Annotated in this window: 23 protein-coding genes; 14 read left to right on the forward strand and 9 right to left on the reverse strand. The window is 66.5% G+C overall.

Translation table 11 applies throughout. The annotated features are described in order from the left end of the window. Nucleotides 1–18 precede the first annotated feature (18 nt). The 5 genes from QPK27_RS07210 to hutC all read right to left on the reverse strand — a co-directional run bounded on the left by QPK27_RS07210 (nt 19) and on the right by hutC (nt 3,645). The gene (locus QPK27_RS07210) at nt 19–288 is read right to left on the reverse strand and encodes a type B 50S ribosomal protein L31 (RefSeq protein WP_290417536.1); all 270 of its coding nucleotides are present in this window, start codon (nt 286–288) and stop codon (nt 19–21) included. 194 nt (nt 289–482) lie between these two features. After that, the gene (rho, locus tag QPK27_RS07215; protein ID WP_005665081.1) at nt 483–1,745 is read right to left on the reverse strand and encodes a transcription termination factor Rho; all 1,263 of its coding nucleotides are present in this window, start codon (nt 1,743–1,745) and stop codon (nt 483–485) included. A 132-nt stretch (nt 1,746–1,877) separates the two neighbouring features. Beyond that, a complete protein-coding gene (gene trxA, locus QPK27_RS07220) occupies nt 1,878–2,204 on the reverse strand; it encodes a thioredoxin TrxA (protein ID WP_290417537.1) in 327 nt (108 codons plus the stop codon). 234 nt (nt 2,205–2,438) lie between these two features. Then, nucleotides 2,439–2,834, reverse strand: coding sequence for a response regulator (locus QPK27_RS07225; protein WP_290417538.1), 396 nt, complete (start codon nt 2,832–2,834; stop codon nt 2,439–2,441). An 82-nt stretch (nt 2,835–2,916) separates the two neighbouring features. After that, a complete protein-coding gene (gene hutC / locus QPK27_RS07230; protein WP_290417539.1) occupies nt 2,917–3,645 on the reverse strand; it encodes a histidine utilization repressor in 729 nt (242 codons plus the stop codon). Nucleotides 3,646–3,784: 139 nt separating this feature from the next. Between hutC and ada the strand changes: the two genes are divergently transcribed. From ada to hutI, 8 genes are all read left to right on the forward strand, one after another. Further along, nucleotides 3,785–4,867, forward strand: a complete 1,083-nt coding sequence (ada, locus tag QPK27_RS07235) for a bifunctional DNA-binding transcriptional regulator/O6-methylguanine-DNA methyltransferase Ada (protein WP_290417540.1) — start codon at nt 3,785–3,787, stop codon at nt 4,865–4,867. 99 nt (nt 4,868–4,966) lie between these two features. Continuing rightward, nucleotides 4,967–6,646: an amidohydrolase gene (locus tag QPK27_RS07240; RefSeq protein WP_290417541.1), complete on the forward strand. Its 1,680-nt coding sequence runs from the start codon at nt 4,967–4,969 to the stop codon at nt 6,644–6,646. 131 nt (nt 6,647–6,777) lie between these two features. Continuing rightward, nucleotides 6,778–8,511, forward strand: coding sequence for a urocanate hydratase (gene hutU / locus QPK27_RS07245; protein WP_374047024.1), 1,734 nt, complete (start codon nt 6,778–6,780; stop codon nt 8,509–8,511). A 13-nt stretch (nt 8,512–8,524) separates the two neighbouring features. Beyond that, on the forward strand, nt 8,525–10,072 hold the full coding sequence (gene hutH, locus QPK27_RS07250; protein WP_290417543.1) for a histidine ammonia-lyase: 1,548 nt from the start codon (nt 8,525–8,527) through the stop codon (nt 10,070–10,072). A gap of 21 nt (nt 10,073–10,093) precedes the next feature. After that, on the forward strand, nt 10,094–10,891 hold the full coding sequence (gene hutG / locus QPK27_RS07255; RefSeq protein WP_290417544.1) for an N-formylglutamate deformylase: 798 nt from the start codon (nt 10,094–10,096) through the stop codon (nt 10,889–10,891). After that, on the forward strand, nt 10,888–12,255 hold the full coding sequence (locus QPK27_RS07260) for a formimidoylglutamate deiminase (RefSeq protein WP_290417545.1): 1,368 nt from the start codon (nt 10,888–10,890) through the stop codon (nt 12,253–12,255). The genes hutG and QPK27_RS07260 overlap by 4 nt, the downstream gene beginning before the upstream one ends. A gap of 25 nt (nt 12,256–12,280) precedes the next feature. Further along, nucleotides 12,281–12,886, forward strand: a complete 606-nt coding sequence (locus QPK27_RS07265) for a HutD family protein (protein ID WP_290417546.1) — start codon at nt 12,281–12,283, stop codon at nt 12,884–12,886. Further along, complete coding sequence (hutI, locus tag QPK27_RS07270; RefSeq protein ID WP_290417547.1) at nt 12,879–14,105, forward strand: imidazolonepropionase; 1,227 nt, start codon at nt 12,879–12,881, stop codon at nt 14,103–14,105. The genes QPK27_RS07265 and hutI overlap by 8 nt, the downstream gene beginning before the upstream one ends. A gap of 282 nt (nt 14,106–14,387) precedes the next feature. Here the strand turns inward: hutI and QPK27_RS07275 are convergent, their stop codons facing one another. The 4 genes from QPK27_RS07275 to QPK27_RS07290 all read right to left on the reverse strand — a co-directional run bounded on the left by QPK27_RS07275 (nt 14,388) and on the right by QPK27_RS07290 (nt 17,378). After that, nucleotides 14,388–14,882, reverse strand: a complete 495-nt coding sequence (locus QPK27_RS07275) for a GNAT family N-acetyltransferase (protein ID WP_290417548.1) — start codon at nt 14,880–14,882, stop codon at nt 14,388–14,390. After that, a complete protein-coding gene (locus QPK27_RS07280; protein ID WP_290417549.1) occupies nt 14,879–15,817 on the reverse strand; it encodes a DMT family transporter in 939 nt (312 codons plus the stop codon). The genes QPK27_RS07275 and QPK27_RS07280 overlap by 4 nt, the downstream gene beginning before the upstream one ends. Before the next feature lie 80 nt (nt 15,818–15,897). Beyond that, the gene (locus tag QPK27_RS07285; RefSeq protein WP_290417550.1) at nt 15,898–16,356 is read right to left on the reverse strand and encodes a DUF962 domain-containing protein; all 459 of its coding nucleotides are present in this window, start codon (nt 16,354–16,356) and stop codon (nt 15,898–15,900) included. A 44-nt stretch (nt 16,357–16,400) separates the two neighbouring features. Further along, nucleotides 16,401–17,378, reverse strand: a complete 978-nt coding sequence (locus tag QPK27_RS07290; protein ID WP_290417551.1) for a LysR family transcriptional regulator — start codon at nt 17,376–17,378, stop codon at nt 16,401–16,403. A 136-nt stretch (nt 17,379–17,514) separates the two neighbouring features. On the opposite strand from QPK27_RS07290, the gene QPK27_RS07295 reads away from it, so the two are divergent. The 6 genes from QPK27_RS07295 (at nt 17,515) to QPK27_RS07320 (ending at nt 26,453) form a co-directional block, all read left to right on the forward strand. Next, nucleotides 17,515–17,733 (forward strand): hypothetical protein, encoded by a 219-nt coding sequence (locus tag QPK27_RS07295; protein ID WP_290417552.1) that lies wholly within the window; start codon nt 17,515–17,517, stop codon nt 17,731–17,733. Then, complete coding sequence (locus QPK27_RS07300) at nt 17,730–18,578, forward strand: alpha/beta hydrolase (protein WP_290417553.1); 849 nt, start codon at nt 17,730–17,732, stop codon at nt 18,576–18,578. The genes QPK27_RS07295 and QPK27_RS07300 overlap by 4 nt, the downstream gene beginning before the upstream one ends. A 421-nt stretch (nt 18,579–18,999) precedes the next feature. Then, complete coding sequence (locus tag QPK27_RS07305; protein WP_290417554.1) at nt 19,000–20,187, forward strand: efflux RND transporter periplasmic adaptor subunit; 1,188 nt, start codon at nt 19,000–19,002, stop codon at nt 20,185–20,187. 6 nt (nt 20,188–20,193) lie between these two features. After that, nucleotides 20,194–23,373: an efflux RND transporter permease subunit gene (locus QPK27_RS07310; RefSeq protein ID WP_290417555.1), complete on the forward strand. Its 3,180-nt coding sequence runs from the start codon at nt 20,194–20,196 to the stop codon at nt 23,371–23,373. Between the two features lies 1 nt (nt 23,374). Next, the gene (locus tag QPK27_RS07315; protein WP_374047026.1) at nt 23,375–24,886 is read left to right on the forward strand and encodes an efflux transporter outer membrane subunit; all 1,512 of its coding nucleotides are present in this window, start codon (nt 23,375–23,377) and stop codon (nt 24,884–24,886) included. Between the two features lie 289 nt (nt 24,887–25,175). Beyond that, entirely contained in the window at nt 25,176–26,453 is a 1,278-nt protein-coding gene (locus QPK27_RS07320) for a glucan 1,4-alpha-maltotetraohydrolase domain-containing protein (RefSeq protein ID WP_290417556.1), read from the forward strand. Nucleotides 26,454–26,474 lie beyond the last annotated feature (21 nt).

The raw sequence follows: 26,474 nt of genomic DNA on the forward strand, positions 1-26,474 counted from the left end.
GGGGTATTGCTGCGGTGATCAGCCGTTGGCGACCGAGGTCTTCGAGCCGACCGAACCGAACTTCTGGCGGAACTTCTCGACGCGACCGGCGGTGTCGACGATCTTGTGCTTGCCGGTGTAGAACGGGTGCGATTCAGCCGAGACTTCGATCTTGATCAGCGGGTATTCTTTGCCTTCGTGGGTGATCGTTTCGCGGGTAGCGATGGTCGAACGGGTCACGAACTTGAAGTCGCACGACAGGTCGTGGAAGACGACTTCACGGTAATCTGGATGGATTTCGTTTTTCATGGTGTTGCCTTTCTAATGTTGGTAGCCAAACGGCACTTCGTCGGTCGCCTTGCTTCTTGACCCGATTGCCGATCACTTGCCAGGGGTGGACTGAACCGGAGATTATACGGTGATCCGAAAGGGGATGCAACGACATCGCAGACAACAAAAAAGCGGCCCGAAGGCCGCTGTTCGCGCGAACGCTGCGTCGGGGCTTAGCCGCCGCGGCGCATCATGTCGAAGAACTCGACATTGTTCTTGGTCGCGCGCATCTTGTCGAGGATGAACTCCATCGCTTCGATCTCGTCCATCGAGTACAGCAGCTTGCGCAGGATCCAGATCTTCTGCAGCTGGTCCGGCTTGATCAAGAGTTCTTCGCGGCGGGTACCCGACTTGTTCAGGTTGATCGCCGGGTAGACGCGCTTCTCGGCCAGGCGGCGCTCGAGGTGCACTTCCATATTGCCGGTGCCCTTGAATTCTTCGTAGATCACGTCGTCCATGCGCGAACCGGTTTCGATCAGCGCGGTCGCGACGATGGTCAGCGAGCCGCCTTCTTCGACGTTACGGGCGGCGCCGAAGAAGCGCTTCGGACGCTGCAGTGCATTGGCGTCGACACCGCCGGTCAGCACCTTGCCCGAAGCCGGGATCACGGTGTTGTAGGCGCGCGCCAGGCGGGTGATCGAGTCCAGCAGGATGACCACGTCTTTCTTCATCTCGACCAGGCGCTTGGCTTTCTCGAGCACCATCTCGGCGACCTGCACGTGGCGGGTGGCCGGTTCGTCGAAGGTCGAGGCGACCACTTCGCCGCGCACCGAACGCTGCATCTCGGTCACTTCTTCCGGACGTTCGTCGATCAGCAGGACGATCAGGGTCACGTCGGGGTGATTCGCAGTAATGGCGTGTGCGATGTGCTGCAGCATGACCGATTTACCGGACTTCGGCGACGCCACCAGCAGGCCGCGCTGGCCCTTGCCGATCGGCGAGATCAGGTCGACGATGCGGCCGGTGATGTTCTCGGCGCCGTTCATGTCGCGCTCCAGGCGCAGCGGCTCGTTCGGGTGCAGCGGGGTCAGGTTCTCGAACAGGATGCGGTGCTTCGAGGCTTCCGGCGATTCGCCGTTGACCTTGTCGACCTTGACCAGCGCGAAGTAGCGCTCGCCGTCTTTTGGCGTACGCACTTCGCCTTCGATCGAGTCACCCGTATGCAAGTTGAAGCGGCGGATCTGCGACGGCGAGATGTAGATGTCGTCGGTCGACGCCATGTAGCTCGCGTCAGGCGAGCGCAGGAAACCGAAACCGTCCGGCAGCACTTCCAGGGCGCCGTCGCCGAAGATTTGCTCGCCTTGCTTGGCGCGCTTCTTCAGGATCGCGAACATCAGTTCCTGTTTGCGCAGGCGTGCCGCGTTGTCGATGTCGAGGCCGATTGCCATTTCCAGCAGCGCGGAAACGTGCATCGCCTTCAGTTCAGATAAATGCATTGTGTGGGTGACCCGTGACGGGTAAAAAAGGTAGGGGAGGGAACAGCGTGGGTTGATCAAGGCGGGAGCGTGGCTCCCGGCCGGAACTGGCGACAGCGCGGGCGCGCCATCACCGCTTATTTTATAAGTATTTTAGATGTTGCTGTCGAGGAAAGCGGTCAGCTGGCCCTTGGCCATCGCGCCGACTTTCTGGGCAGCGGCTTCACCGTTCTTGAACAGGATCAGCGTCGGGATGCCGCGGATACCGAACTGGGCCGGCACGGCCTGGTTCGCGTCCACGTCGACCTTGGCGATGGTCACTTTGCCGGCGTATTCCTTGGCCACTTCTTCCAGGATCGGGGCAATCATCTTGCAAGGACCGCACCACTCGGCCCAGAAATCGACCAGCACCGGCAGCTCGGATTTGAGCACGTCGGCTTCGAAGGTTGCATCGCTGATGTGTTTGATGTTTTCGCTCATGGTTTCCTCAGTGTGAGGTGAATTCATTTCATTATTAACGCCTGGAGACAGACTGCATGGAACGTCTCGGCCGGCTGCCGTGTCAACTGCTTGCTCAATATTGCTGCTACACAATGGTGGAGGCACTGTGTGCGAAATTCAATATTGGAAAGGACGGCTAGAGGGTGTCAGGCGGGGAATGAGGCGAATAATACCCGATTTTTTTAAACTGTGTTCACGGCTTTGTACAAAATCTCAACATCCCAACGCCTGCCGCAATTGCTCCGGCGCGAGCGGTTTGCGGAACGCGCCCGCCACCTGCAATCCCAGCGCGCGCGCCAGGTCGCCGGCAGCATCGCGCACGCCGTCTTCCAGCGCCGACAGCAGGATCACCTTGCCGTGGTAGCCGTGCGCCGCGGCGGCGGTCAGGAATTCGATGCCGTCCATTTCGGGCATCACCAGGTCGCAGATCAGGACGTCCGGCATCTTCTCGTCCAGGCGCAGCAAGGCCTGGCGCGCCTCGGTCTCGGTGACGATGTCGAACTCGCCGCAGGCGGCCAGCATCTCGCGCATCACCTCCAGCAGGTACGGATCGTCGTCGAGCACCAGCACGCGCGAGAGAGCGGGGCGGGAAGCGGCGGAAGCGGGCATGGAGGACGTGGGCGCAATGAAATCGACGGCCATTATGGCGGCAAACGGGCGCGTCGGGGCGCCCGGACACAGAATAAATACTCTAGACGGTGCCGGTAAAGCGCGCCAGGTGGCCCGGATGCCACATCGTCGCCACCGAGGCCACCCGGCCGGCCGAAGTGGTGCGCCGGTGCAGCACCAGGCAGGCCAGGCCGGCCTCGATGCCGAGCAGGTGGGCCGCCTCGGGCGGCGCCGGCTGGGCTTCGATGGTGTAGGCCGCGCCCTGCAGCGGCGCCACCGCCGTCAGGTGCTCGTTGGGGGTGATGCTGGTGAAGTCCTGCTCCAGGTAGGCCGGGGCGCAAGCCGGGTCGACCCAGCGGTCCTCGAGCTGGATCGGGACCTCGTTCTCGCAATGCACGATCAGCGAATGGAACAGCGCGGCGCCCGGTTCGAGCATGAATTCGGCGGCCAGCAGCTCGTCGGCCGGCTCTGCGCGCAGCGCGATCACGCGGCTGGCGTGCAGCTTGCCGCGCGCGCGGATCTCGTCGGCGATGTTGCGGATCTCGACCAGCGTGGCCTGGTATTTCTGCGGCGCCACATAGGTGCCGGAGCCCTGGCGCCGCACCAGCGCGCCTTCGGCCGTCAGCTCGCGCACGGCGCGGTTGACGGTCATGCGCGAGACGCCGAACTGGCGCACCAGGGCCTGTTCGGACGGCACCACGTCGCCTTCCTTCCAGCGTCCGGAAGCGATTTCGCCGACCAGGTAATCCTTGATTTGCTGGAAGATGGGGGATTTGTCCTGTGGTCGGTCTTGCGCGCTGTATGCTTCCAAACTGATCTCCGAAGTGCCTGTGCTGACGGGGCGACGAACAGGCCGGATTCTAGCACTGCTGATTCGAGAGCAAGACCCGGGATGCATGGCTGCGCGCGGCGCGCCAGAATGACGTCATTCCTAGACGAGGGGCCGTACCATGAACAGCGCCAGCCATAACCTACCCTACGACAGCGATGAGGCGCGCTGGGACGCCGTGCAGCAGCGCGATCCGGGCGCCGACGGCCGCTTCTATTACTCGGTGCGCAGCACCGGCGTCTACTGCCGCCCCTCGTGCCCGTCGCGCCTGGCGCGGCGCGCCAACGTCGCCTTCCACGCCTCGTGCGAAGCAGCCGAGGCGGCCGGCTTCCGGCCCTGCCTGCGCTGCGCGCCGACCCAGCCACCGCTGGCCGAGCGCCAGGCTGCAGCGGTGGCGCGCGCCTGCCGCCTGATCGAGCAGTCGCCCGAGGAGCCCGACCTGGACCAGCTGGCGCAGGCGGCCGGCATGAGCCGCTTCCACTTTCACCGCGTGTTCAAGGCGCATACCGGGATCACGCCCAAGGCGTATGCCGCCGCGCGCCGTGCGGCGTCGGTGCGCGACGGACTGCAGGGCGGTGCTTCGGTGACCGAAGCGCTGTTCGACGCCGGCTTCGGTTCCAGCGGGCGCTTCTACGCAGCCTCGCGGGGCGTGCTGGGCATGGCGCCGGCCAGCTACCGGGCGGGCGGGCGCGGCGAGACGATCCGCTTCGCCGTCGCCGAATGCTCGCTGGGGTCGATCCTGGTCGCGGCGACCGAGCGCGGCATCTGCGCGATCCTGATCGGCGACGCGCCGCAGCCGCTGCTGGACGATTTGCAGGCGCGCTTCCCGCAGGCCGAGCTGGTGGGGGCCGAGCCGGGCTTCGAGCAGACGGTGGCGCAGGTGGTGGGCCTGGTCGAGGCGCCGCGCCTGGGCCTGGACCTGCCGCTCGACGTGCGCGGCACCGCCTTCCAGCAGCGCGTGTGGCAGGTGCTGCGCGCGATTCCGGCCGGCCAGACGATCAGCTACGCGGAACTGGCCGAGCGCCTCGGCCTCGCTGGTGGAGCGCGCGCCGTGGCCGGGGCCTGCGCCGCCAATCCGGTGGCGGTGGCGATTCCGTGTCACCGCGTGGTGCGCACCGGCGGCGCCTTGTCCGGCTACCGCTGGGGTATCGAGCGCAAACGCACTTTGCTCGATCGGGAAAAGCGGCAATCCACGAAGGATTGAAGCGGCCCCCGGCGCTATGCCCGCCTTGCAAAGTTCTATACACTGCTCCCTGCCGCGCCCACGAAGCGCGGGACCTACAAACACGGAGAAAAGAACAGCATGCGCGCGCGCCGGAATCCCCTGAACATCTCATTGTTGGCCCTTGCCGTCATCGGCGCTTTTGGAGCGGGTGCGGCCCACGCCGATACCGTCGTCGACAACGCCAACGGCTACACCCTGAACGCCAAAGGGGACCTGGTCCAGTTCACTGCCATCGCCTTCGACGACAAGGGCCGCATCATCGCGGTCGGCGCCAGCGCCGACGTGCTGAAAAAAGCGCCGAACGCCAAACGCGTCGACCTCAAGGGCCGCACCCTGCTGCCGGGCCTGATCGACGCCCACGGCCACGTGTTCGGCCTCGGCCAGCAACTGACGCAGCTGGACCTGTTCCACAGCACCTCGCTCGACGGCGCGCTGAAGTCGATCGGCGAGTACGCCAAGGCCAATGCCGACCACGCCTGGATCCGCGGCCGCGGCTGGAACCAGGAGAACTGGAAGCTGGGCCGCTTCCCGACCGCGAAAGAACTCGACGCCGTCGTCAGCGACCGCCCGGTGTGGCTCGATCGCGTCGACAGCCACGCCGGCTGGGCCAACAGCCGCGCGCTGGCGCTGGCCGGCATCACCCGCTCGACGCCGGACCCGGTCGGCGGCAAGATCGTGCGCGATGCGAATGGCGACGCCACCGGCGTGCTGGTCGACGCCGCCCAGGAACTGATGACCAAGGTGCTGCCGCAGCAGACCGAGGCCGAAGGACGCGTCATGCTCGATCACGCGCTGGCCGAGATGGCGCGCGTCGGCATCACCGCCGTGCACGATGCCGGCGTCGACGTGGCCCAGGACCGCATCTACCGCGCCTATGCCGACAGCGGCAAGCTGACCACCCGCGTGTACGGCATGATCGCCGGCACCGACAAGGATTTCGACCAGCTCTCGACCAAGGGGCCAGTGAAGGACTACGGCAACGGCATGTACGCGCTGCGGGCGGTGAAGCTGTATTCGGACGGCGCGCTGGGCAGCCGCGGCGCCGCGCTGATCAAGCCGTACAGCGACGATCCGCACTCGCACGGCCTGCTTTTCCACAAGAGCGCCGACATGGACAAGATGATGGCCAAGGCCATGCGCAAGGGCTACCAGGTCAACGTGCATGCGATCGGCGACGCCGGCAACAAGCAGATCCTCGACCTGTACCAGAAGGAAGTGAAGGCCACCGGCACCGGCGCCCAGCGCCACCGCATCGAGCACGCCCAAGTGGTGCAGCCGAGCGACATCCCGCGTTTCAAGACGCTGGACATCATCCCGTCGATGCAGCCGACCCACGCCACGTCGGACAAGAACATGGCCGAGACCCGCGTCGGCCCGGAACGCATCAAGGGCGCCTACGCCTGGCGCAGCTTCCTGCACCAGGGCTCGCGCATCGCCTGCGGATCGGACTTCCCGGTGGAGTCGCCGAACCCGTTCTTCGGGCTGCACGCCGCCGTCACGCGCCAGGACGCGCAGGGGCAGCCGGTGGCCGGCTGGTATCCGAACCAGGCGATGTCGCTGAAGGAAGCGTTCCGCTGCTTCACGCTCGATGCCGCGTATGCCGGGCACCAGGAAAACACCCTCGGGTCGCTGGAGCCGGGCAAGCAGGCCGACTTCATCGTCATCGACGGCGATCTGTTCCGCATGCCGACCTATGACATCCACAAGACCGGCGTGCTCGAGACCTGGGTGGCGGGCAAGCAGGTGTTCAAGAAGTAATGCGGTCACCGTCGGCGCCGGCCATGGCGGCGCCGACAAAATGGATTGACTTGGTTGTATAGACAACCTAGACTCGTCGCAACGTGGCGTGTGCGCCCATGCACGCGCCGTCCTTTTATCAAGGAGCCGCCATGACCGACCTGTCCCGCCTGGAAGATCCCCGCTTCGATCCATCGCGCGCGATCCGCGCCCCGCGCGGCACCGGGCTTGCTTGTAAAAGCTGGCTCACCGAAGCGGCCTACCGCATGCTGCAGAATAATCTCGACGCCGAGGTCGCGGAGAATCCGCAGCGCCTGGTGGTCTACGGCGGCATCGGCCGCGCCGCGCGCAACTGGGAGTGCTACGACCAGATCCTGGCCTCGCTGCGCGAACTGGAAGACGACCAGACCCTGCTGATCCAGTCCGGAAAGCCGGTCGGCGTGTTCCAGACCCATGCCGACGCCCCGCGCGTGCTGCTGGCGAACTCCAACCTGGTGCCGAAGTGGGCCGACTGGGAGCACTTCAACGAACTCGATCGCAAGGGCCTGTTCATGTACGGCCAGATGACGGCCGGCAGCTGGATCTATATCGGCACGCAAGGCATCGTGCAGGGTACCTACGAGACCTTCGCCGAAGCGGGACGCCAGCACTTCGGCGGCGACCTCAGTGGGACCATGAGGGGACGCTGGATCCTGACCGCCGGCCTGGGCGGCATGGGCGGCGCCCAGCCGCTGGCGGCGACCTTCGCCGGCGCCGTGTCGCTGACCGTCGAATGCCAGCAAAGCAGCATCGACTTCCGCCTGCGCACCCGCTACCTGGACAAGCAGGCGCGCGACATCGACGAGGCGCTGGCCATGATCGCCCAGCACGTCGAGAAAAAAGAAGCGATCTCGATCGGCCTGCTCGGCAACGCGGCCGAGGTGCTGCCGGAACTGGTGCGCCGCGCCAGATCCGGCGGCATCAAGCCCGACCTGGTCACCGACCAGACCTCGGCCCATGACCTGATCAACGGCTACCTGCCGATCGGCTGGACGGTGGAACAATGGAAGGCGGCGCAGCAGGACCCGGTCCAGCACGCGCGCCTGAAGCAGGACGCGGCTAAGTCGTGCGCGCAGCACGTGCAGGCAATCCTCGACTTCAAGGCCATGGGTTGCCATGCGGTAGACTACGGCAACAATATCCGCCAGGTGGCCAAGGACGAAGGCGTCGAGAATGCCTTCGACTTCCCCGGCTTCGTGCCGGCCTACATCCGCCCGCAGTTCTGCGAAGGCCGCGGACCGTTCCGCTGGGTGGCGCTGTCGGGCGACCCGGAAGACATCTACAAGACGGATGCGAAAATCAAGGAGCTGTTCCCGCACCATGCGCGCGTGCACCGCTGGCTCGACATGGCGCGCGAACGGATCGCCTTCCAGGGCCTGCCGGCGCGCATCTGCTGGCTGGGACTGGGCGAGCGCCACCTGGCCGGCCTGGCCTTCAACGAGATGGTGCGCACCGGCGAACTGAAGGCGCCGATCGTGATCGGACGCGACCACCTCGACACCGGCTCGGTGGCCAGTCCCAATCGCGAGACCGAAGCGATGCGCGACGGCACCGACGCGGTGTCCGACTGGCCGCTGCTGAACGCCTTGCTGAACACCGCCGGCGGCGCCACCTGGGTCTCGCTGCACCATGGCGGCGGCGTCGGCATGGGCTACTCGCAGCACTCGGGCGTGGTGATCGTGGCCGACGGCACCGAAGCCGCAGACAAGCGCCTGGCACGGGTGCTGGTCAACGACAGCGCCACCGGCGTGATGCGCCACGCCGACGCCGGCTACGAGACCGCGATCGAGACCGCCAAGCGCCAGGGCCTCAATCTCCCCATGCTCAACACAGCCTCCACCAAATAACGTTTCAAGCACCATGAACAACACCATTACCTTGTACCCTGGCCAGCTGACCCTCAAGGATCTGCGCGCGGTCTGGTCCACCCATGCGCCATTGGCCCTGGCCGGCGAAGCATGGGCCGCCATCACCGCCTCCGCCAACCTGGTCGACGCCATCGTCGCCAAGGGCGACCCGGCCTACGGCGTGAACACCGGCTTCGGCATCCTGGCCAAGGCCCACATCCCGCACGACCAGCTGGCGGCGCTGCAGCAGAACCTGATCCTGTCGCACGCGGTCGGCACCGGCCCGTTGTTATCGGATGCCATCGTGCGCCTGATCGTGCTGACCAAGATCGGCAGCCTGGCGCGTGGCTATTCCGGCGTGCGCCCGGTGATCGTCGAGACCCTGATCGCGCTGTACAACGCGGGCATCATGCCGGCGATTCCGTCGCAAGGCTCGGTCGGCGCCTCGGGCGACCTGGCGCCGCTGGCGCACATGACGCTGGCCATGCTGGGCGTGGGCCAGGTGCGCCACAACGGCGAACTGGTGAATGCCGCCGATGCCTTGCGCGCGGCCGGCATCGAGCCGGTGGTGCTGGGCGCGAAGGAGGGCCTGGCCCTGATCAACGGCACGCAAGTCTCGACCGCGCTGGCGCTGCACGGCCTGTTCATGGCCGAACGCCTGCTGGAAGCGGCGATGGTCACCGGCTCGCTGTCGGTGGACGCCGCGCGCGGCAGCGATGCGCCGTTCGACGCCCGCATCCACGCGGTGCGCGGCCAGCCGGGCCAGATCGCGGCCGCCGCCATCTACCGCGAACTGGTGGCTGGCAGCGCGATCCGCGCCTCGCACCTGGTGGGCGACGAGCGGGTGCAGGACCCGTACAGCCTGCGCTGCCAGCCGCAGGTGATGGGCGCCGTGATGGACCTGATCGCGAATGCCGGCCGCACGCTGCTGATCGAGGCGAATGCCGTCACCGACAACCCGCTGCTGTTCCTGGATGACCAGGGCGGCGGCGACATCGTCTCGGGCGGTAACTTCCACGCCGAGCCGGTGGCGTTTGCCGCCGACACGCTGGCGCTGGCGATCGCCGAGATCGGCGCGCTGGCCGAGCGCCGCATCGCGCTGCTGATCGACGCCAATCTGTCCGGCCTGCCGGCCTTTTTGGTGCGCGAACCGGGCCTGAACTCGGGCTTCATGATCGCCCACGTCACCGCCGCCGCGCTGGCGTCCGAGAACAAGTCGCACGCGCATCCTGCCAGTGTCGATAGCTTGCCGACGTCGGCCAACCAGGAGGATCATGTCAGCATGGCGACCTTCGCGGCGCGGCGCCTGGACCAGATGGCGCACAATACGGCGGTGATCGTCGGCATCGAGCTGCTGGCGGCGGCCCAGGGCATCGAGTTCCACCGCCCGCTGCAAAGCTCGCAGCACCTGGAGCACGTGCACGCGCAACTGCGCCAGGCCGTGGCGCCGTACGACGCCGACCGCTTCTTCGCGCCCGACATCGAGGCCGCGCGCAAGCTGGTGGTGGACGGCGCGCTGTCGGCGTCGTGCAAGGAGCTGTTCGCGGTGCTGCATCCGTAATCATTCAACACAGGAGGCGTGATGGCGTTCCGGTTCAAGGCAGGCAGGCTTCCCATGCTGGTGTCGATGCCGCATGCGGGCCTGGAGATTCCCGACGACGTGGCGGCCACGCTGGCGCCGTGCGCCCAGGCGCGCGCCGACACCGACTGGCACCTGCCCGAGCTGTACGGCTTCCTTGAAGAGATGGGCGTGTCGACCATTTCGGCGCGCTGGTCGCGCTACCTGATCGACCTGAATCGCCCGCCGGAAAACACCAACCTGTATCCGGGCCTGGACACCACCGGCCTGTGCCCGGTCGATACCTTCGGGCGCGAGCGCCTGTACCAGGAAGGCAGGGAGCCGGACCAGGCCGAGGTGCAGCGCCGTCTCGACCTGTACTGGCGGCCTTACCACCAACAGCTGCGCGCGGAACTGGATCGCCTGAAGGCGGAACATGGCGCCGTGGTGCTGTGGGAAGCGCATTCGATTGCCTCGATCGTGCCGCGTTTCTTCGAAGGCCGCCTGCCCGACCTGAACTTCGGCACCGCCGAAGGCAAGTCGTGCGCGCAGGGGCTGGAAGACGCGGTGCTCGGCGTGGCGCGCGCGCAGGACCGGTTCTCGGTGGCCCTCAACGGCCGCTTCAAGGGCGGCCACATCACGCGCCACTACGGCCAGCCGGCCGACAACGTGCACGCGCTGCAGCTCGAGATGTGCCAGTGCCTGTACATGAACGAGGCGCCGCCGTTCGAGTACCGCCCCGAGGTTGCCGGAGAAGTCCAGCCGCTGCTGCGCGACATGATCAAGGCCGCGCTGGACTGGGTACGAAAGGACGCGCGATGAACGCCCTGTTCGCGCGCCACGCGCTGCTGCCGGATGGCTGGCGCCACGACGTGCTGCTCGAATGGGACATCCACGGCGACCTGACCCGGGTCGCGGCCGGCGCGCAGGCGCCCCTGAAAGTGGCGCGCGTCAACTACGTGCTGCCGGGGATGGTCAACCTGCATTCGCATGCCTTCCAGCGCGCGCTGGGCGGCCTGACCGAGCGCGCCGGCGACGATGGCGAGAAGGACAGCTTCTGGACCTGGCGCGACCTGATGTACCGCTTCGCCGCGCGCATCACGCCGCAGCAGATCGAAGCCATCGCCGCCCAGCTGTTCGCCGAGTGCCTGCGCCACGGCTACACCTCGCTGTGCGAGTTCCACTACCTGCAGCGCGACGTCGATGGCCGCAGCTATGCGCGTCCGGCGGAAACGGCGGAACGCGTCGCGGCGGCGGGGCAGGCGGCCGGGATCGGCCTGACGCTGCTGCCGGTGCTGTACAGCCACGCCGGCTTCGGCGAACAACCGCTGAAACCCGAGCAGGCACGCTTCCGCACCAACGTCGACGACGTGCTCGGCATCGTCGAGGCATTGGGCGCCTTGCGCAGTGGCCAGCTCGAAGTCGGCGCCGCCCCGCATTCGCTGCGCGCCGCCACGCTCGGCCAGATCCGCACATTGGCCGAGGCGCTGCCGGCCGGCCGTCCGCTGCACATCCACATCGCCGAGCAGCAGGCCGAAGTGCGGCAATGCCTGGATGCGCTCAAGCGCCGTCCGGTGCAGTACCTGCTCGACGAGCTCGGAATCGACGCGCGCTGGTGCCTGGTGCACGCGACCCACCTGGACGACGACGAGGTCGCGCGGCTGGGGCGCAGCGGCGCGGTCGCCGGGCTGTGCCCGACCACCGAGGCCAACCTGGGCGACGGGCTGTTCCCGCTCGCGCCCTTTATCGCGGCCGGGGGACGGTTCGGCATCGGCAGCGACAGCCACGTGTCGCAAAGCCCGGTGGAAGAGCTGCGCTGGCTCGAGTACGGCCAGCGCCTGCAGCATCAGCACCGCAACGTCGCGGTCACGCGCGGGCAGCGCAATGTGGGCGACTATCTGTGGCAGGCCGCGCTGCGGGGCGGCGCCCAGGCGGCGGGCCGGCGCGTCGGCGCCCTTGAAGCCGGCAAGCGCGCCGACCTGATCGTGCTGGACGGGACCCATCCGAACCTGGACGGCGTACGCGACGACGAAGTATTGGGACGTCTGGTATTTTGCGGGAACGATAACCTGGTGCGCGACGTGCTGTGCGGTGGGCACTGGGTGGTGCAGGGCGGGCGCCACGTGGCGCAGGATGCGATCGCGCAGCGCTATCGCCAGGCCGTCCGGGAATTACGCGAAGTTTGACATGCACTGAGCCAGAGGTGATCCAATGAGTGTCCTGATTCCGTTTGCAGGCTTGGCCCCGGCGCCGTGGAAGAACGGCGGCGGCAGCACGATCGAGATCGCGATCGGCCCGCCCGACGCCGGCTTCGACGATTTCGACTGGCGCGTCAGCCTGGCGACCATCGCCGAGGACGGCGCGTTTTCGCAGTTTGAAGGCGTCGACCGCACGCTGGCGCTGGTCGATGGGCCGGGCATGCTGCTGCACATCGACGGCGAGCCGACCATGCTCACCGACGCCGATCCGGTGGTCGCGTTCGACGGCAGCTCGGAGGTGAGCGCCAAGCTCAATCGCGGGCCGACCACCGACTTCAACGTGATGTCGCGCAGCGAGCGCTGCTACCACCAGTTCGGCCGCCGGCGCCTGAGCGGCGACTCGACCTTCGTCGCGCGCGCCGAGATCACGGTGCTGTTCCTGGCCGAGGGCGACAGCCTGCAGCTGGCCAGCGACGACGAACGCATCGGCCTGGTGCGCTACGACGCCGTGATGCTCGACCCGGGCACCGTGTGGACGCTGGAAGCGGGCCAGGCCACGATCTACATCGTCGACGTCCATTACTACTCGGACGACGACGATGAGGCGATGTATGACTGAAGTCGGGCCTACCTTCGACCTGCTGTTCACCAACGTGCACCTGGCCACGATGGAGGACGGATACGGTGAACTGAGCGACGCCGCGCTGGCCGTGAAGGACGGCCGTATCGCCTGGCTCGGCAAGCGCGCCGATGCGCCGGCCGCGCACAAGCAGCACGACTGCGGCGGCGCCTGGATGACGCCCGGCCTGGTCGACTGCCATACCCACATCGTCCACGCCGGCAACCGCAGCGACGAATGGGAAGCGCGCCTGAACGGCGCCAGCTACGAAGACATCGCACGCGCCGGCGGCGGCATCATGTCCACCGTGCGCGCCACGCGCGCGGCCGACGTCGACGGCTTGCTGGCGGCCAGCCTGCCGCGCGTGCGCGCATTGCTGGCGGAGGGCGTGACCACGCTCGAAATCAAGTCCGGTTATGGCCTGGCGCTAGAGGCCGAAGAGCGCATGCTGCGCGCGGCGCGCCGCATCGGCGAATTGCTGCCGGTGCGCGTGGCCACCACCTTCCTCGGCGCCCACGCGCTGCCGCCGGAATTCGCCGGGCGCGCGGACGACTACGTGAGCGAGGTGTGCGAACGCATGCTGCCGGCGCTGGCGCAGCAGGGGCTGGTGGATGCGGTGGACGCGTTCTGCGAACGGATCGGTTTCACGCACCAGCAGACCGCGCGCGTGTTCGCGGCTGCGCGCGCGCTCGGCCTGCCGGTCAAGCTGCATGCCGAGCAGCTGTCGGACCAGGGCGGGGCGGCGCTGGTGGCACGCTTCGGCGGCCTGTCGGCCGACCATCTCGAATACCTGAGCCCTGAAGGGATCGCGGCGATGGCGCAGGCAGGCACGGTGGCCGTGCTGCTGCCGGGAGCATATTACTTTTTAAGGGAAAGCACGCCGCCGCCGATCGCCGCCTTGCGCGAAGCCGGCGTGCCGATGGCGGTCGCCACCGACTGCAATCCCGGCACTTCGCCCATGACCTCGCTGCTGCTGGCGCTGAACATGGCGTGCACGCTGTGGCGCCTGACGCCGCAGGAAGCGCTGCTGGGCGCCACCGCCCACGCAGCGCGCGCGCTCGGCCTGCAGGACCAGATCGGCACGCTGGCGGTCGGCAAGCGCGCCGACCTGGCATTGTGGGACATCGCGCGTCCGGCCGACCTGGCGTATGCGATCGGCTTCAATCCCTGCCGCGCCGTGGTGAATGGCGGCATCCTGCGCACCCCGCACTTCAGCTGAGCCTGCACGGCGTCCCACCCACGCAACATGGAGATGTTTGGCTTGATCGCCCTCAAGCCGACTTTTTCCATCCGGGTAATGATGGTCCCGAAGTCACGAAGCAAGGTAGACGCAACAGCAGACGCGGTAACCAAATGTAAAGCTTAATGGTTCGTTAAGAATCGACGTCTATAGTGCCTTCATGTGATTCCCATCTCCCCTCCCCATTTGCCAAAATGGGTTTGCCCACGGTGCTACGGCCCGTGGGCTTTTCTTTGTGGGTACGGTATGTGCAGCTGAGGTTCAGCCGCGTTCGGCCAGGGCGGTGAGGCTGTCCCCGGTCACGCGGCAGATGCGCCAGTCCGGCATCACGTCGGCGCCCATCGCTTTGTAGAAGTTGATCGCCGGCTCGTTCCAGTCCAGCACCGACCATTCGAAGCGACCGCAGCCGCGTTCCAGCGCGATCTGCGCCAGGCGCTGCAGCATCTGCGTCCCGAAACCTTTGCCGCGATGCGATTGGCGCACGTACAGGTCTTCCAGGTACAGCCCCTTCCTGGTGAGGAAGGTCGAGAAGTTATGGAAGAACAGGGCGAAGGTCACGACTTCGCCGTTCTCTTCGCCGACGATCGCTTCGCAGCTTGGGCGCGCGCCGAACAGACCGTCGTGCAGCAGGGCTTCGGTGGCCACCACCATGTGCTCGAGTTTCTCGAACACGGCCAGCTCGACGATCATGGCGTGGATGTGGACGACGTCGGCCGGGGTGGCCGGGCGGATGGAGAAAGCAGTTTCAGAAGTCATGGCGTTTCGATGGCATTGTTCAGGGTGGCGGATTGCACGCTCTTGGGCGCCGGCGCGCGCAGGGCCCAGGCGACGCTGGCCAGGCACAGCACCATGCCCAGGAATTCGACCGGGCCCGGGCGATAGTCTTCGAGCATCACCGACAGCAGCACCGACAGCACCGGCGTGACGACGCCGATGTACACGGCCTTGTTGGCGCCGATGCGGCCGATCAGCGTGAAGTAGGCGAAGAAGGCGACCACCGAGCCGGCGATCGACAGGTAGACCAGGCCGGCCCAGTAGGTGGTGCTGCTCGGCAGCACGAAGGCGTCGCCGTTGGCCAGCGACCAGACGGTGACGAGCGAAGCGCCCCACAGCATCGACCAGGCCATCGTCAGCGGCAGGTTGGAACATTGTTCCTTGACCTTGTTGACCACGATGCTGCCGGCCGAGCTGGCCAGGGTGGCGCTCAGCGCCAGCACCACGCCGGCCAGGAAGTGGCCATTGCCGCCCGCCTGCAGGTCGCGCCAGGCGTCGCCGATCGAGTGCCAGAACAGCAGCGCCACGCCGGCGGTGGCGACCACGCCGCAGGCCCAGGTGCGGCGGTTGATGGCGGTGCCGAAGAAGATGCGGCTCCAGATCGGGGTCCAGAACACCATCAGCGCGAACAGCACCGCGACCAGGCCGGACACCACGTGTTGTTCGGATTCGTAGGTGCAGATGTAGGAGATGCCGAAAGTCAGCGAACCCTGCAACGCCATCCATCGATGGGTGCGCCATGGCAGGCGCAGCGAGTCGCGGCGCACGATGCAGATCGCGAACAGGGTGGCGGCGGCGAGGAAGAAACGGTAGGCGACCGAGACCGCCGGCGGCGTATGCCCCAGCTGCAAGGTGATGGCCCAGAAGGTCGAGCCCCAGATCAGCGAGGCGAGGGTGAACAGGACGGGAGAGGACATCGCGGGAGTATAGTGCGCCGCGAATATCCCGCCAGAAAGTTTACGCCAGCGGGGATCTGTCTTGTATCAAACGCGCAACATCAATACAGCAGGTTCAAGCGCCGGTACAGGATCGCCAGCACGAACAGCGGCCCGATCAGCAAGAAGCGCAGGTCTTCGAAGAACGACGGCTTCTTGCCCTCGATATGGTGGCCGATAAATTGCCCGACCCAGGCCAGCACGAACACCCCGATCGACACCGGCAGCACCATGCCGGGCGGGATCAGCGACAGCACGGCCAGCATCAGCGCCGCCATCGCCCCCATCCCCAGCGCGAACGGGCGCGACAGGGTGAAGTAATACGCCAGCGCCCCAGCCACGGTCAGCAGCGCAATGAATGGATGGACCGCCCACAGCAATCCCAGCAGGCTGAACACGATGGCCGGGATGCAGACCATGTGGATGGTCTCGTTGAGCGGATGGCGGTGGCTCTCGCCGTAGCGGCCCAATAACAGGTCGATCTGGCGCGGCGCGAGCGTGCGCGGCGAAGCGTGGTTCATGGCGGCGTCTCCTGTATTTATTGTGGAGACGATTCTACGCCCGCTCAGCCGCGTTGTGCCATCCTTGCCGCGTCCGCCGGCAGCGGCGGCACAGGCGCCGCCGTATCGGCCGGCTGCAGGCGCAGGTGCGGGTTGTTGGCAAACAGCTCGGCCACCCATTCCACGAACACGCGCACCTTGGCCGACAAATGGCGGTTTTGCGGATACACCACGTGCACCGGCAGCGGATCGCTGCGCCACTCCGGCAGCAGGCGCACCATGGCGCCGGTGGCCAGGTGTTCGTTGAGCAGGTAATCGGTCATGCTGATCACGCCCAGCCCCGCCAGCCCGGCCTTGACGTAGGAATTCGAATCGTTCAGCGCCAGCGCGCCCGGCAGCGCCACCTCGATGCGTTCGCCGTCACGATTGAATTCCCACCCGCTGATCTTGCCGCTCTTGGCCGAAAAATAATTGATGCAGCGATGGCGCTCGAGGTCGCTTGGATGGGTCGGCACGCCATAGCGCGCCACGTACGAGGGCGCGGCGCAGGTGACGAAGTTGATCACGCCCAGGCGCCGTGCGATCAGGCTGGTATCGACCAGTTCGCCGCCGCGCACGGCGCAGTCGACGCCTTCCTCGACCAGGTCGACCGGGCGGTCGGTGCTGCCCAGTTCCAGCGTGATGTCGGGATAGCGCTCGAAGAAGTCGGGCAGGGCCGGGATCAATATCTCGGACGCCAGCCCGGTCGGCGTATCCACGCGCAGCCGCCCGCTCGGGCTGAAGCGATGGCGCGACAGCGATTCCTCGGCGTCGCGCACGTCGGACAGGATGCGGATGCAGCGCTCGTAATAGGCGGCCCCGTCCGAGGTCACCGAGACATGGCGCGTGGTGCGGTGCAGCAGCTTGGAGGCAAGCGAGGTTTCCAGCGCCTGCACCAGGGTCGATACGGTCGCCTTCGGCAATTGCAGCATCTCTGCCGCGCGTGTGAAGCTGCCGCAGTCGACCACGTGCACGAACACTTCCATGGCCTGAAATTTGTTCATCTCAAGTTCTCGACAAAAATAACGTTATTGTTCAGCAATCCGAACAATCAATTCGGAATTGATGTATTTATCTAATTGTAGTTGAAAGCTATAGTGTGTGCATCGCAACAAATATGTTGACAACACGGAGCAGGACATGAGCATGCGGGACGGAATCTTCACCACGGTAGCAGTCACCCTGAGCGGCGTCGCACTGGCGGGGCTGCTCTGCACCGATGCCTATTCGCGTCCTGCCAGCCTGGAAGCGCGCGGCGTGCACGCCCTGTCGCTGGAAATGCAGGTGAGCTGCTCGGGCGAATGCGACGGCATCGACGGGCGGATTGTTCAGCTGCAGGAACAGGGAGCAGTGAGATGAGCGCGATGCTGGACGCCGCCGGTGCAGTGAAAGTACGCGAGCTCGTGGTCGAAGGCGCAACCGGCCCGCTCGCCGCCCGTCTCTACACCGCTGGCGCGGTAGCCAAGAAAGACATGCTGGTGGTGTTCTTCCACGGCGGCGGCTTCGACAGCGGCGACCTGGAAAAAGCCGACGACTTCCTGCGCTCGCTGGCCGAGTGCGACCATTATCCGGCGGTGCTGGCCTCGACCTACACGCTGGCCACCGTCAGCCCGTTCCCGGCGGCGGTGGAAGACGCCCACGCGGTACTGGCATGGGCCAAGAAGAACAAGACCAAGCTTGGCTGGAGCGGCAAGTACCTGGTGGCGTCCGGCATCGAAGCCGGGGCCAACCTGGCGGCGGTGTGCGCCTTGATGAGCCGCGACCGCGGCGGCCCGGCGCTGGCCGGCCAGATCCTGATCATGCCGATGCTCGATCCGGCCCTGAGCACCTGTTCGATGCGCCAGATGACGCTGTGCGCCGACCGCGAAAAGGCCGCCACCGAATGCGCTGCCGCCTACCGCGGCTACCTGCCGCACGCGGTCGACCGCTCGCACCCGTACGCGGCGCCGCTGCATTCGAGCCGCCTGAAGAACCTGGCGCCGGCCCTGATCCTGTCGGCCGAAGACGATCCGCTGCGCGACGAGGCGGAACAATATGGATCGAAGTTGATCAATTCGGGAGTCTGCACCACGGTGCGCCGCATGCCGCCGGCCGACCTGGACCTGCAGGACCCGAACGGTCGCAACGAGTGCGCGTGCAAGGTGCACGCGATGGGCGAAATCACCAGCTTCCTGTCGGGGCTGGAGAAACGCAAGGGCGCATGACGCGCAAGGCCTGACGCCACTCCCGACCACCGGCGCCTGGCCGGACCAGCAGTCAACACAAGGACACCGTGCCGATCGCACGGCAAGGCCCCGCTTTGCCTGAATCTTTTGGCAGGACGGGAATCTCACCAGAAGGAGAGTCGCCATGAACCACCACCAGAGCATGCCGCGCCCGATGCGCCGCTGTCGCCAGGGATAAGTCAGGGATGACATTCGCGCCGCCGGCATGAGCCGGCCGGCCGCGATCCCGCCACACACCAGTTACATGTTTTCCGCGCCACGCGCGCGGAAAGGGACTCTTTACGCCCGCGTTTCGTCCGGCACGACATGCCGACGACGCGCGACGGGTTCCTATTGTCTCCAGCTTTACCAAGGTCGTTGTCATTAATAAGAAAGGTGCATCATGCAAAACCAACGAGGAATGGGCAAACTGAAAGCGATGGCCGGCGCCCTGGCGCTGGCCGGCATCGTCGGCGCGGCCGTCAGCGGCTGCTCTGAGGCCAACAGCAAGGCCGAGCCGCCGGTGCAGGCCGGGCCGCCGGTATCGAGCGCGGTGGTGATCCAGAAGGCCGTCACCGAGACCCAGGAATTCTCTGGCCGCCTGGAAGCGATCGAGACGGTCGAGATCCGCCCGCGCGTGTCGGGCTATATCACGGCCGTCAACTTCAAGCCGGGCGCCGAAGTGAAAAAGGGCGACGTGTTGTTCGTGATCGACCCGCGTCCCTACCAGGCCGAAGCCGACCGTACGCAAGCCGCAGCCGCGGCAGCGCGCGCCCGCGCCGACCTGGCGCGCCTGGAACTGCAGCGCGCCGAGCGCCTGCTGGCCGACAAGGCCGTGGCCCAGCGCGAGTTCGACGAACGCGCCGCCGGCCAGAAGGAACTGGACGCCAACGCGCGCGCCGCCGCGGCCCAGCACGAAGCAGCGCGCCTGAACCTGGCCTATACCCGCGTCACCGCGCCGATCGACGGCCGCGTGTCGAAGGCCGAGATCACCCTCGGCAACCTGGTCGACGCCACCGCCGTGCTGACCTCGCTGGTGTCGATGGAGCGCATCTACGCCAGTTTCGACGGCGACGAAGACACCTACCTGCGCGTAAGCCGCCGCGTGCACGCCGGCCAGCCGGTCGAAGTGAAGGTCGGCCTGGCCGGCGAAGCGGGCTTCCCGCACAGCGGCAAGCTCGAATTCGTCGACAACCAGCTCGATAGCCGCAGCGGCAGCGTGCGCATGCGCGCCACCCTGGCCAACAGCGAGCGCCAATTGGCGCCGGGCCTGTTCGCCCGGGTGCAGATCGCCGGCGGCGCGCCGCAACAGCAGATCCTGATCACCGATCGCGCCATCGGCACCGACCAGGACCGCAAGTTCGTGTACGTGGTCGACAAGGACGGCAAGGCCGAGTACCGCGCCGTTAAGCTCGGTCCCGTCAACGAAGGCCTGCGCATCGTGCGCGAAGGCTTGAAGCCGGGCGAGAAGATCGTCGTCAACGGCCTGCAGCGCGTGCGTCCGGGCGCGCCGGTCACGGCGCAGACGGTGCCGATGGTGGCGACCACCAGCGCACCAGCGACCGCGCCGGCCAAGGACGTCAAAGTGGCCATGGCGGACAAGGAGTAAGCCAGCATGAACTTCCCTAAATTCTTTGTCGACAAGCCGATCTTCGCGGCGGTGCTGTCGGTGCTGATCTTCGTCGGCGGCCTGATTTCGATCTTCATGCTGCCGATCTCGGAATACCCCGAGGTGGTGCCGCCATCGGTGGTGGTGCGCGCCCAGTACCCGGGCGCCAATCCGAAGGTGATCGCGGAAACCGTGGCCACGCCGCTCGAAGAACAGATCAACGGCGTCGAGGACATGCTGTACATGTCTTCGCAAAACACCTCGGACGGCGCGCTGGCGCTGACCGTCACCTTCAAGATCGGCACCGACGTCGAGCAGGCCGAGACCGCGGTGCAGAACCGGGTCCAGCGCGCGCTGCCACGGCTGCCGGAAGAGGTGCGCCAGATCGGCGTCACCACGGTGAAGTCGTCGCCCAACCTGACCATGGTGGTGCACCTGAATTCGCCGGACGGCCGCTACGACGACCTGTACCTGCGCAACTACGCGGTGCTGAACGTGAAGGACCAGCTGGCCCGCATCAAGGGCATGGGCGAGGTCCAGCTGTTCGGCTCGGGCGACTACGCGATGCGGGTCTGGCTCGATCCGCAGAAGGTCGCCGCGCGCGACCTGACCGCGACCGACGTGGTGGACGCGATCCGCGAACAGAACGTGCAGGTCGCGGCCGGCGTGATCGGCCAGGGTCCGTCGAAAGACGCCGACTTCCAGCTGACCGTCAACACGCAAGGTCGCCTGCAGAGTGTCGAGGAATTCGGCAGCATCGTATTGAAAACCAATGCCGACGGCGGCACCACGCTGCTCAAGGACGTGGCGCGCCTGGAGCTCGGTTCCAGCTCGTACGCCCTGCGTTCGCTGCTGAACAACAAGTCGGCGGTGGCGATCCCGATCTTCGCCGCCCCTGGCGCGAATGACCTGCAGCTGTCCGCCGACGTGCGCGCCACCATGGAAGCGCTGTCGCAAGACTTCCCGTCCGGCGTGGCGTACTCCATCGTGTACGACCCGACCCAGTTCGTGCGCGAGTCGATCAACTCGGTGATCCACACCCTGCTGGAGGCGGTGGTGCTGGTGGCGCTGGTGGTGATCATCTTCCTGCAGACCTGGCGCGCCTCGATCATCCCGCTGCTGGCGGTGCCGGTGTCGGTGGTCGGCACCTTCGCCGTGATGCTGGCCTTCGGCTTCTCGATCAACACGCTGTCGCTGTTCGGACTGGTGCTGGCGATCGGCATCGTGGTCGACGACGCGATCGTGGTGGTGGAGAACGTCGAGCGCAATATCGAGAACGGCCTGATGCCGCGCGAAGCAACGATCCAGGCGATGAAGGAAGTCTCGGGGCCGATCATCGCCATCGCGCTGGTGCTGTGCGCGGTGTTCGTGCCGATCGCGTTCGTGTCCGGCCTGACCGGCCAGTTCTACCGCCAGTTCGCCCTGACCATCGCGATTTCGACCGTGATCTCGGCCTTCGCCTCGCTGACGCTGGCGCCGGCCCTGTCGGCTTCGCTCCTGCAGCCGCATGGCGCCCCGAAAGACCGCCTGACGCGCATGATCGATTCAGTGTTCGGCCGCTTCTTCGGCGCCTTCAACCGCTTCTTCGGCCGCTCGTCGCACCGCTACGAGCTGGGCGTGAAAGGTGTGTTGCGCCGCAAGACCGCCGCCATCGGCGTCTACCTTCTGCTTGCCGTGGCCGCGATCTTCATGTTCAAGGCGGTGCCGCCGGGCTTCGTGCCGCAGCAGGATAAAGCGTACCTGATCGGCTTCGCACAGTTGCCGGACGCCGCTTCGCTCGACCGCACCGACGCCGTGATCCGCAAGATGTCCGAGATCGCCAAGGAGATCCCGGGCGTGGAATCGTCGATCGCCTTCCCGGGCCTGTCGATCAACGGCTTCACCAATGCGCCGAACTCCGGCATCGTGTTCGTCGGCCTGAAACCGTTCAGCGAGCGCACCACGAAAGAGACCAGCGCCGACGGCATCGCCGCCGAGATCAACAAGCGCATGGGCGCGGTGGAAGACGCCTTCGTGCTGGTGCTGTCGCCGCCCCCGGTGAACGGCCTGGGCACCACCGGCGGCTTCAAGATGATGATCGAAGACCGCGCCAACGTCGGCTACGACGAGTTGTACAAGGCGGTGCAGGCGCTGCAGGCCAAGGCCTGGCAGACGCCGGAACTGGCGGGCGTGTTCTCGGGCTTCCAGATCAACGTGCCGCAGCTGTACGCCGACATCGACCGCGTGAAGGCCAAGCAGCTGGGCGTGCCGCTGGCGACCATCAACCAGACCTTGCAGATCAACCTCGGTTCGATGTACGTGAACGACTTCAACCAGTTCGGCCGCACGTATCAGGTGCGGGTGCAGGCCGACGCGCCGTTCCGTTCGCAGCGCGAGCAGATCGAGCAGCTCAAGGTGCGCAGCAACAGCGGCGAGATGATCCCGCTGTCGTCCCTGATGCGGGTGCGCGACACCTATGGCCCGGACCGCGTGCAGCGCTACAACGGCTACGTTGCCGCCGAAATGAATGGCGGCCCGGCGCCGGGCGTCTCGTCCGGCCAGGCCCAGGCCATCATGGAGCGGCTGGCGAAAGAGACGCTGCCGAAAGGCGTGAGCTTCGAATGGACCGAGCTGACCTACCAGGACATCCTGGCCGGTAACACCATGATCTATGTGTTCCCGCTGTGCGTGCTGCTGGTGTTCCTGGTGCTGGCGGCGCAGTACGAAAGCTGGACCCTGCCATTGTCGGTGATCCTGATCGTGCCGCTGTCGATGCTGTGCGCGCTGATCGGCGTGAAGCTGACCGGCGGCGACAACAACGTGTTCACGCAGATTGCGCTGTTCGTGCTGGTCGGGCTGGCCTCGAAGAACGCGATCCTGATCGTGGAATTTGCCCGCGAACTGGAACACCATGGCCGCGGCCTGGTCGACGCCGCGCTGGAAGCGAGCCGCCTGCGCTTGCGTCCGATCCTGATGACGTCGATCGCCTTTATCGCCGGCGTGGTGCCGCTGGTGTTCTCGAGCGGCGCCGGCGCCGAGATGCGCCACGCGATCGGCATCGCCGTGTTCGCGGGCATGCTGGGCGTGACCTTCTTCGGCCTGTTCCTGACCCCGCTGTTCTATGTGCTGCTGCGCATGGTGGCCAAGCGGTTCGAAAAACCCGCGCATGCGCCGGCAGTGGGCCATGACGCGCAAGGAGTGCATTGAGATGATGAACATGATCGCACGGGGCGTGGCGCCGTTGGTGGCAGCGTTGCTCCTGACCGCCTGCGCCACCCCTGACTTCCGTCAGCCCTACGTCGAAACGCCGGACGCGTTCCGCGAATCGCAGACGCCGGCCCAGGCCGACGTCAGCACGGTGGAAGGCGTGGACGGCGCGCGCTGGAAGCCGGCGCAACCGGCCGAGCAGCAGCCGCGCGGCCAATGGTGGCTCGCCTTCAACGATCCGGCGCTGACCGCGCTGGTCGAAGAGGCGACCGTCAACAACGCCAACCTGGCGGTGGCCGCGAGCCGCGTGCGCCAGGCGCGCGCCATCGCCGGCATCGCCGAGGCCGACCGCATCCCGCAGGTGGGCGTCGGGATCGGCGCCCAGCGCGCCCGCCTGTCGCCGCTGGAGTCGAACCTGGCGCCGGGTGCGGATACCGAAGCGCACACCAGCTACAACGCGCGCCTGAGCGCCAGCTACGAGGTCGACCTGTTCGGCCGCGTGGCGGCGAGCGTGGCGGCGGCGCGCGGCGACACCGCCACCTCGGAAGCCAACTTCCGCTCGGTGCTGCTGGCGCTGCACGCCGACGTCGCGCAGACCTACTTCAGGCTGCGCGCGCTGGACGCGGAACTGGCGACAGTGGCGCAGACCGTGCGCCTGCGCGAGGAAAGCGTGGGCGTGACCCAGCGCCGTTTCGACCTGGGTGACATTGGCGAATTCGATCTGTCGCGCGCCAAAACCGAGCTGGCCACGGCGCGCGCCGAGGCGATCGGCTTGCAGCGCCAGCGCGCGACCAGCGAGCATGCATTGGCCGTGTTATTGGGTAAGCCGGCCGCCAACTACGTGGCCGGCGTCAATCCGCTGCTGGGCACTACCGCGATGCCGGCGATTCCGGCCGGCCTGCCATCGACCCTGCTCGAGCGTCGTCCCGACATCGTCGCCGCCCAGCGCGCGATGGAAGCGTCGAACGCACGCATCGGCGTGGCGCGCGGCGCGATGTTTCCATCGCTGCTGATCAGCGCCGATGGCGGCGGCGTCGGCGGCGCCTTCTCGGACGTGTTCCGCTGGAGCAGCCGCTCGTGGGTGATCGGGGCGCTGGCCTCGATGCCGATCATCGACGGCGGCCGCAATCGCAACAACGTGCTGCGCAGCGAAGCGGCGCTGGAAGAGTCGGTCGGCACTTATCGCCAGAGCGTGCTGGTGGCGTTCGCCGAAGTCGAGGACAGCCTGGCCGGCCTGCGCGTGCTGGCGGGCCAGTCGGCGCAGATCGAGGCGGCGCTGGTGTCGGCGCGCCGTTCGGCCGACCTGGCGCAGAAGCTGTACGACGCCGGTCGTTCGAGCTACCTGGAACTGCTCGATGCCCAGCGCAACCTGGCGCTGGTAGAGCGCACCGCGGTGCAGCTGCGCGGCGACCGCGCCATGACCACGGTGGCGCTGATCCGCGCCCTCGGCGGCGGCTGGGGCGACGTGCCGCCGGCCGCGGTACAGCAGGGCGGGGCACTGGCGCAACGCTGAGCATCGCTTACTCATCTTCTTCCCCCAAGGCAATCTGATTGCCCTTTGCGGCGGTGCGCGCGAGCGTCCCGCCGCTTTTTTGTTGTGTAGCGAAACTACACACATGCATGAAAATTCGATTGACACACTGCTGAGGCAGGCAGAGACTTGATTGTCGATTTCGCCATGCTGCCTGACAAACTGGTAGTCAAGTTACGTCATTAACCATTGCACGCATCGACTGCAAACGCTTTTTGAGACTGCTTTGTTAAAGGAATCCACACCTACCTGCAATCGCTTCGGAGGAGACATGAACAAGAAATCAAGCATCAGCGTCATGCTTGCAATCGGCACCCTGGCCACCAGCCTGGGCGCCACGGCCGCGACCCCGCCGGCCCAATCCGGCAACAGCCAGGCGGTCCTGCTGCAGGGCTTCCACTGGAATTCGTCGGGCTACACCAATCCGCGCTGGTACAACGTTTTGCTGAACAACGTCGGTGACCTGAAAGGCATGGGCTTCACCCACGTGTGGCTACCGCCGGCATCCGACTCGGCAGCCTCGCAAGGCTACCTGCCGCGCCAACTGAATAACCTGAACTCCGCCTACGGCAGCTCGGCCGAACTGACCAACGTGGTGCGCGCTTTCACCAACAACGGCATCAAGGCGGTGGCCGACGTGGTGGTCAACCACCGGGTCGGCACCACCGGCTGGTCCGACTTCACCAATCCCAACTGGACGCTGCATACGATCACGCCGGGCGACGACTGCAACTGCGGCCTGGGCAACCCCGATACCGGCATCGAGTTCGGGGGCGGGCGCGACCTCGACCACACCAACGTCGGCGAAGTCCAGAACGGCATCGTCAACTGGCTCAACTACACCTTGAAGCCGGTGGGCTTCAGCGGCATGCGGGTCGACTACGTGCGCGGCTTCGGCGCCAGCTACGTCGGCCAGTACGCCAACGCCTTCAACGCCGAGTTCTGCGTCGGCGAGCTGTGGGACAACCTCGACCTGAACAACATCGACGGCCACCGCCAGCAGATCATGAACTGGATCAACGGCACCGGCAACAGCTGCGGCGCCTTCGACTTCACCTCGAAAGGCCTGCTCAACGACGCCCTCGCCAACGGCAACTACTGGCGCCTGAAGGATGCGTCGAACAAGCCGGCCGGCGCCATCGGCTGGTGGCCGGCGATGTCGGTGACCTTCGTCGACAACCACGACACCGGCCCGTCCGAGAGCTGCGGCAACGGCCAGAATCACTGGTCGGTGCCGTGCGGCTCGGTCATGCAGGGCTACGCCTACGTGCTGAGCCACCCGGGCATCCCGACCGTGTACTACCCGCACATCTACAACTGGAACCTGAAGACGCCGATCGCGGCGCTGATGGCGGCACGGCGCGCGGCGGGCGTGCATTCGACCTCGCCGGTGACGATCAACACGGCGGTGCAGGGGCTGTACGCAGCCACCATCAGCGGCAACACGCGCCAGCTGGCGATGAAGATCGGGCCGAATAGCTGGAGCCCGTCGGGCAGCGGCTGGGTGCTGCAGACATCCGGTGCCAACTACGCGGTGTGGATGAAGTAAGCCGTTTCGGCGTAAGTGCGT

It is taken from the genome of Massilia sp. YIM B02443 (genome assembly GCF_030411955.1).
Classification (GTDB): Bacteria; Pseudomonadota; Gammaproteobacteria; order Burkholderiales; family Burkholderiaceae_D; genus Telluria.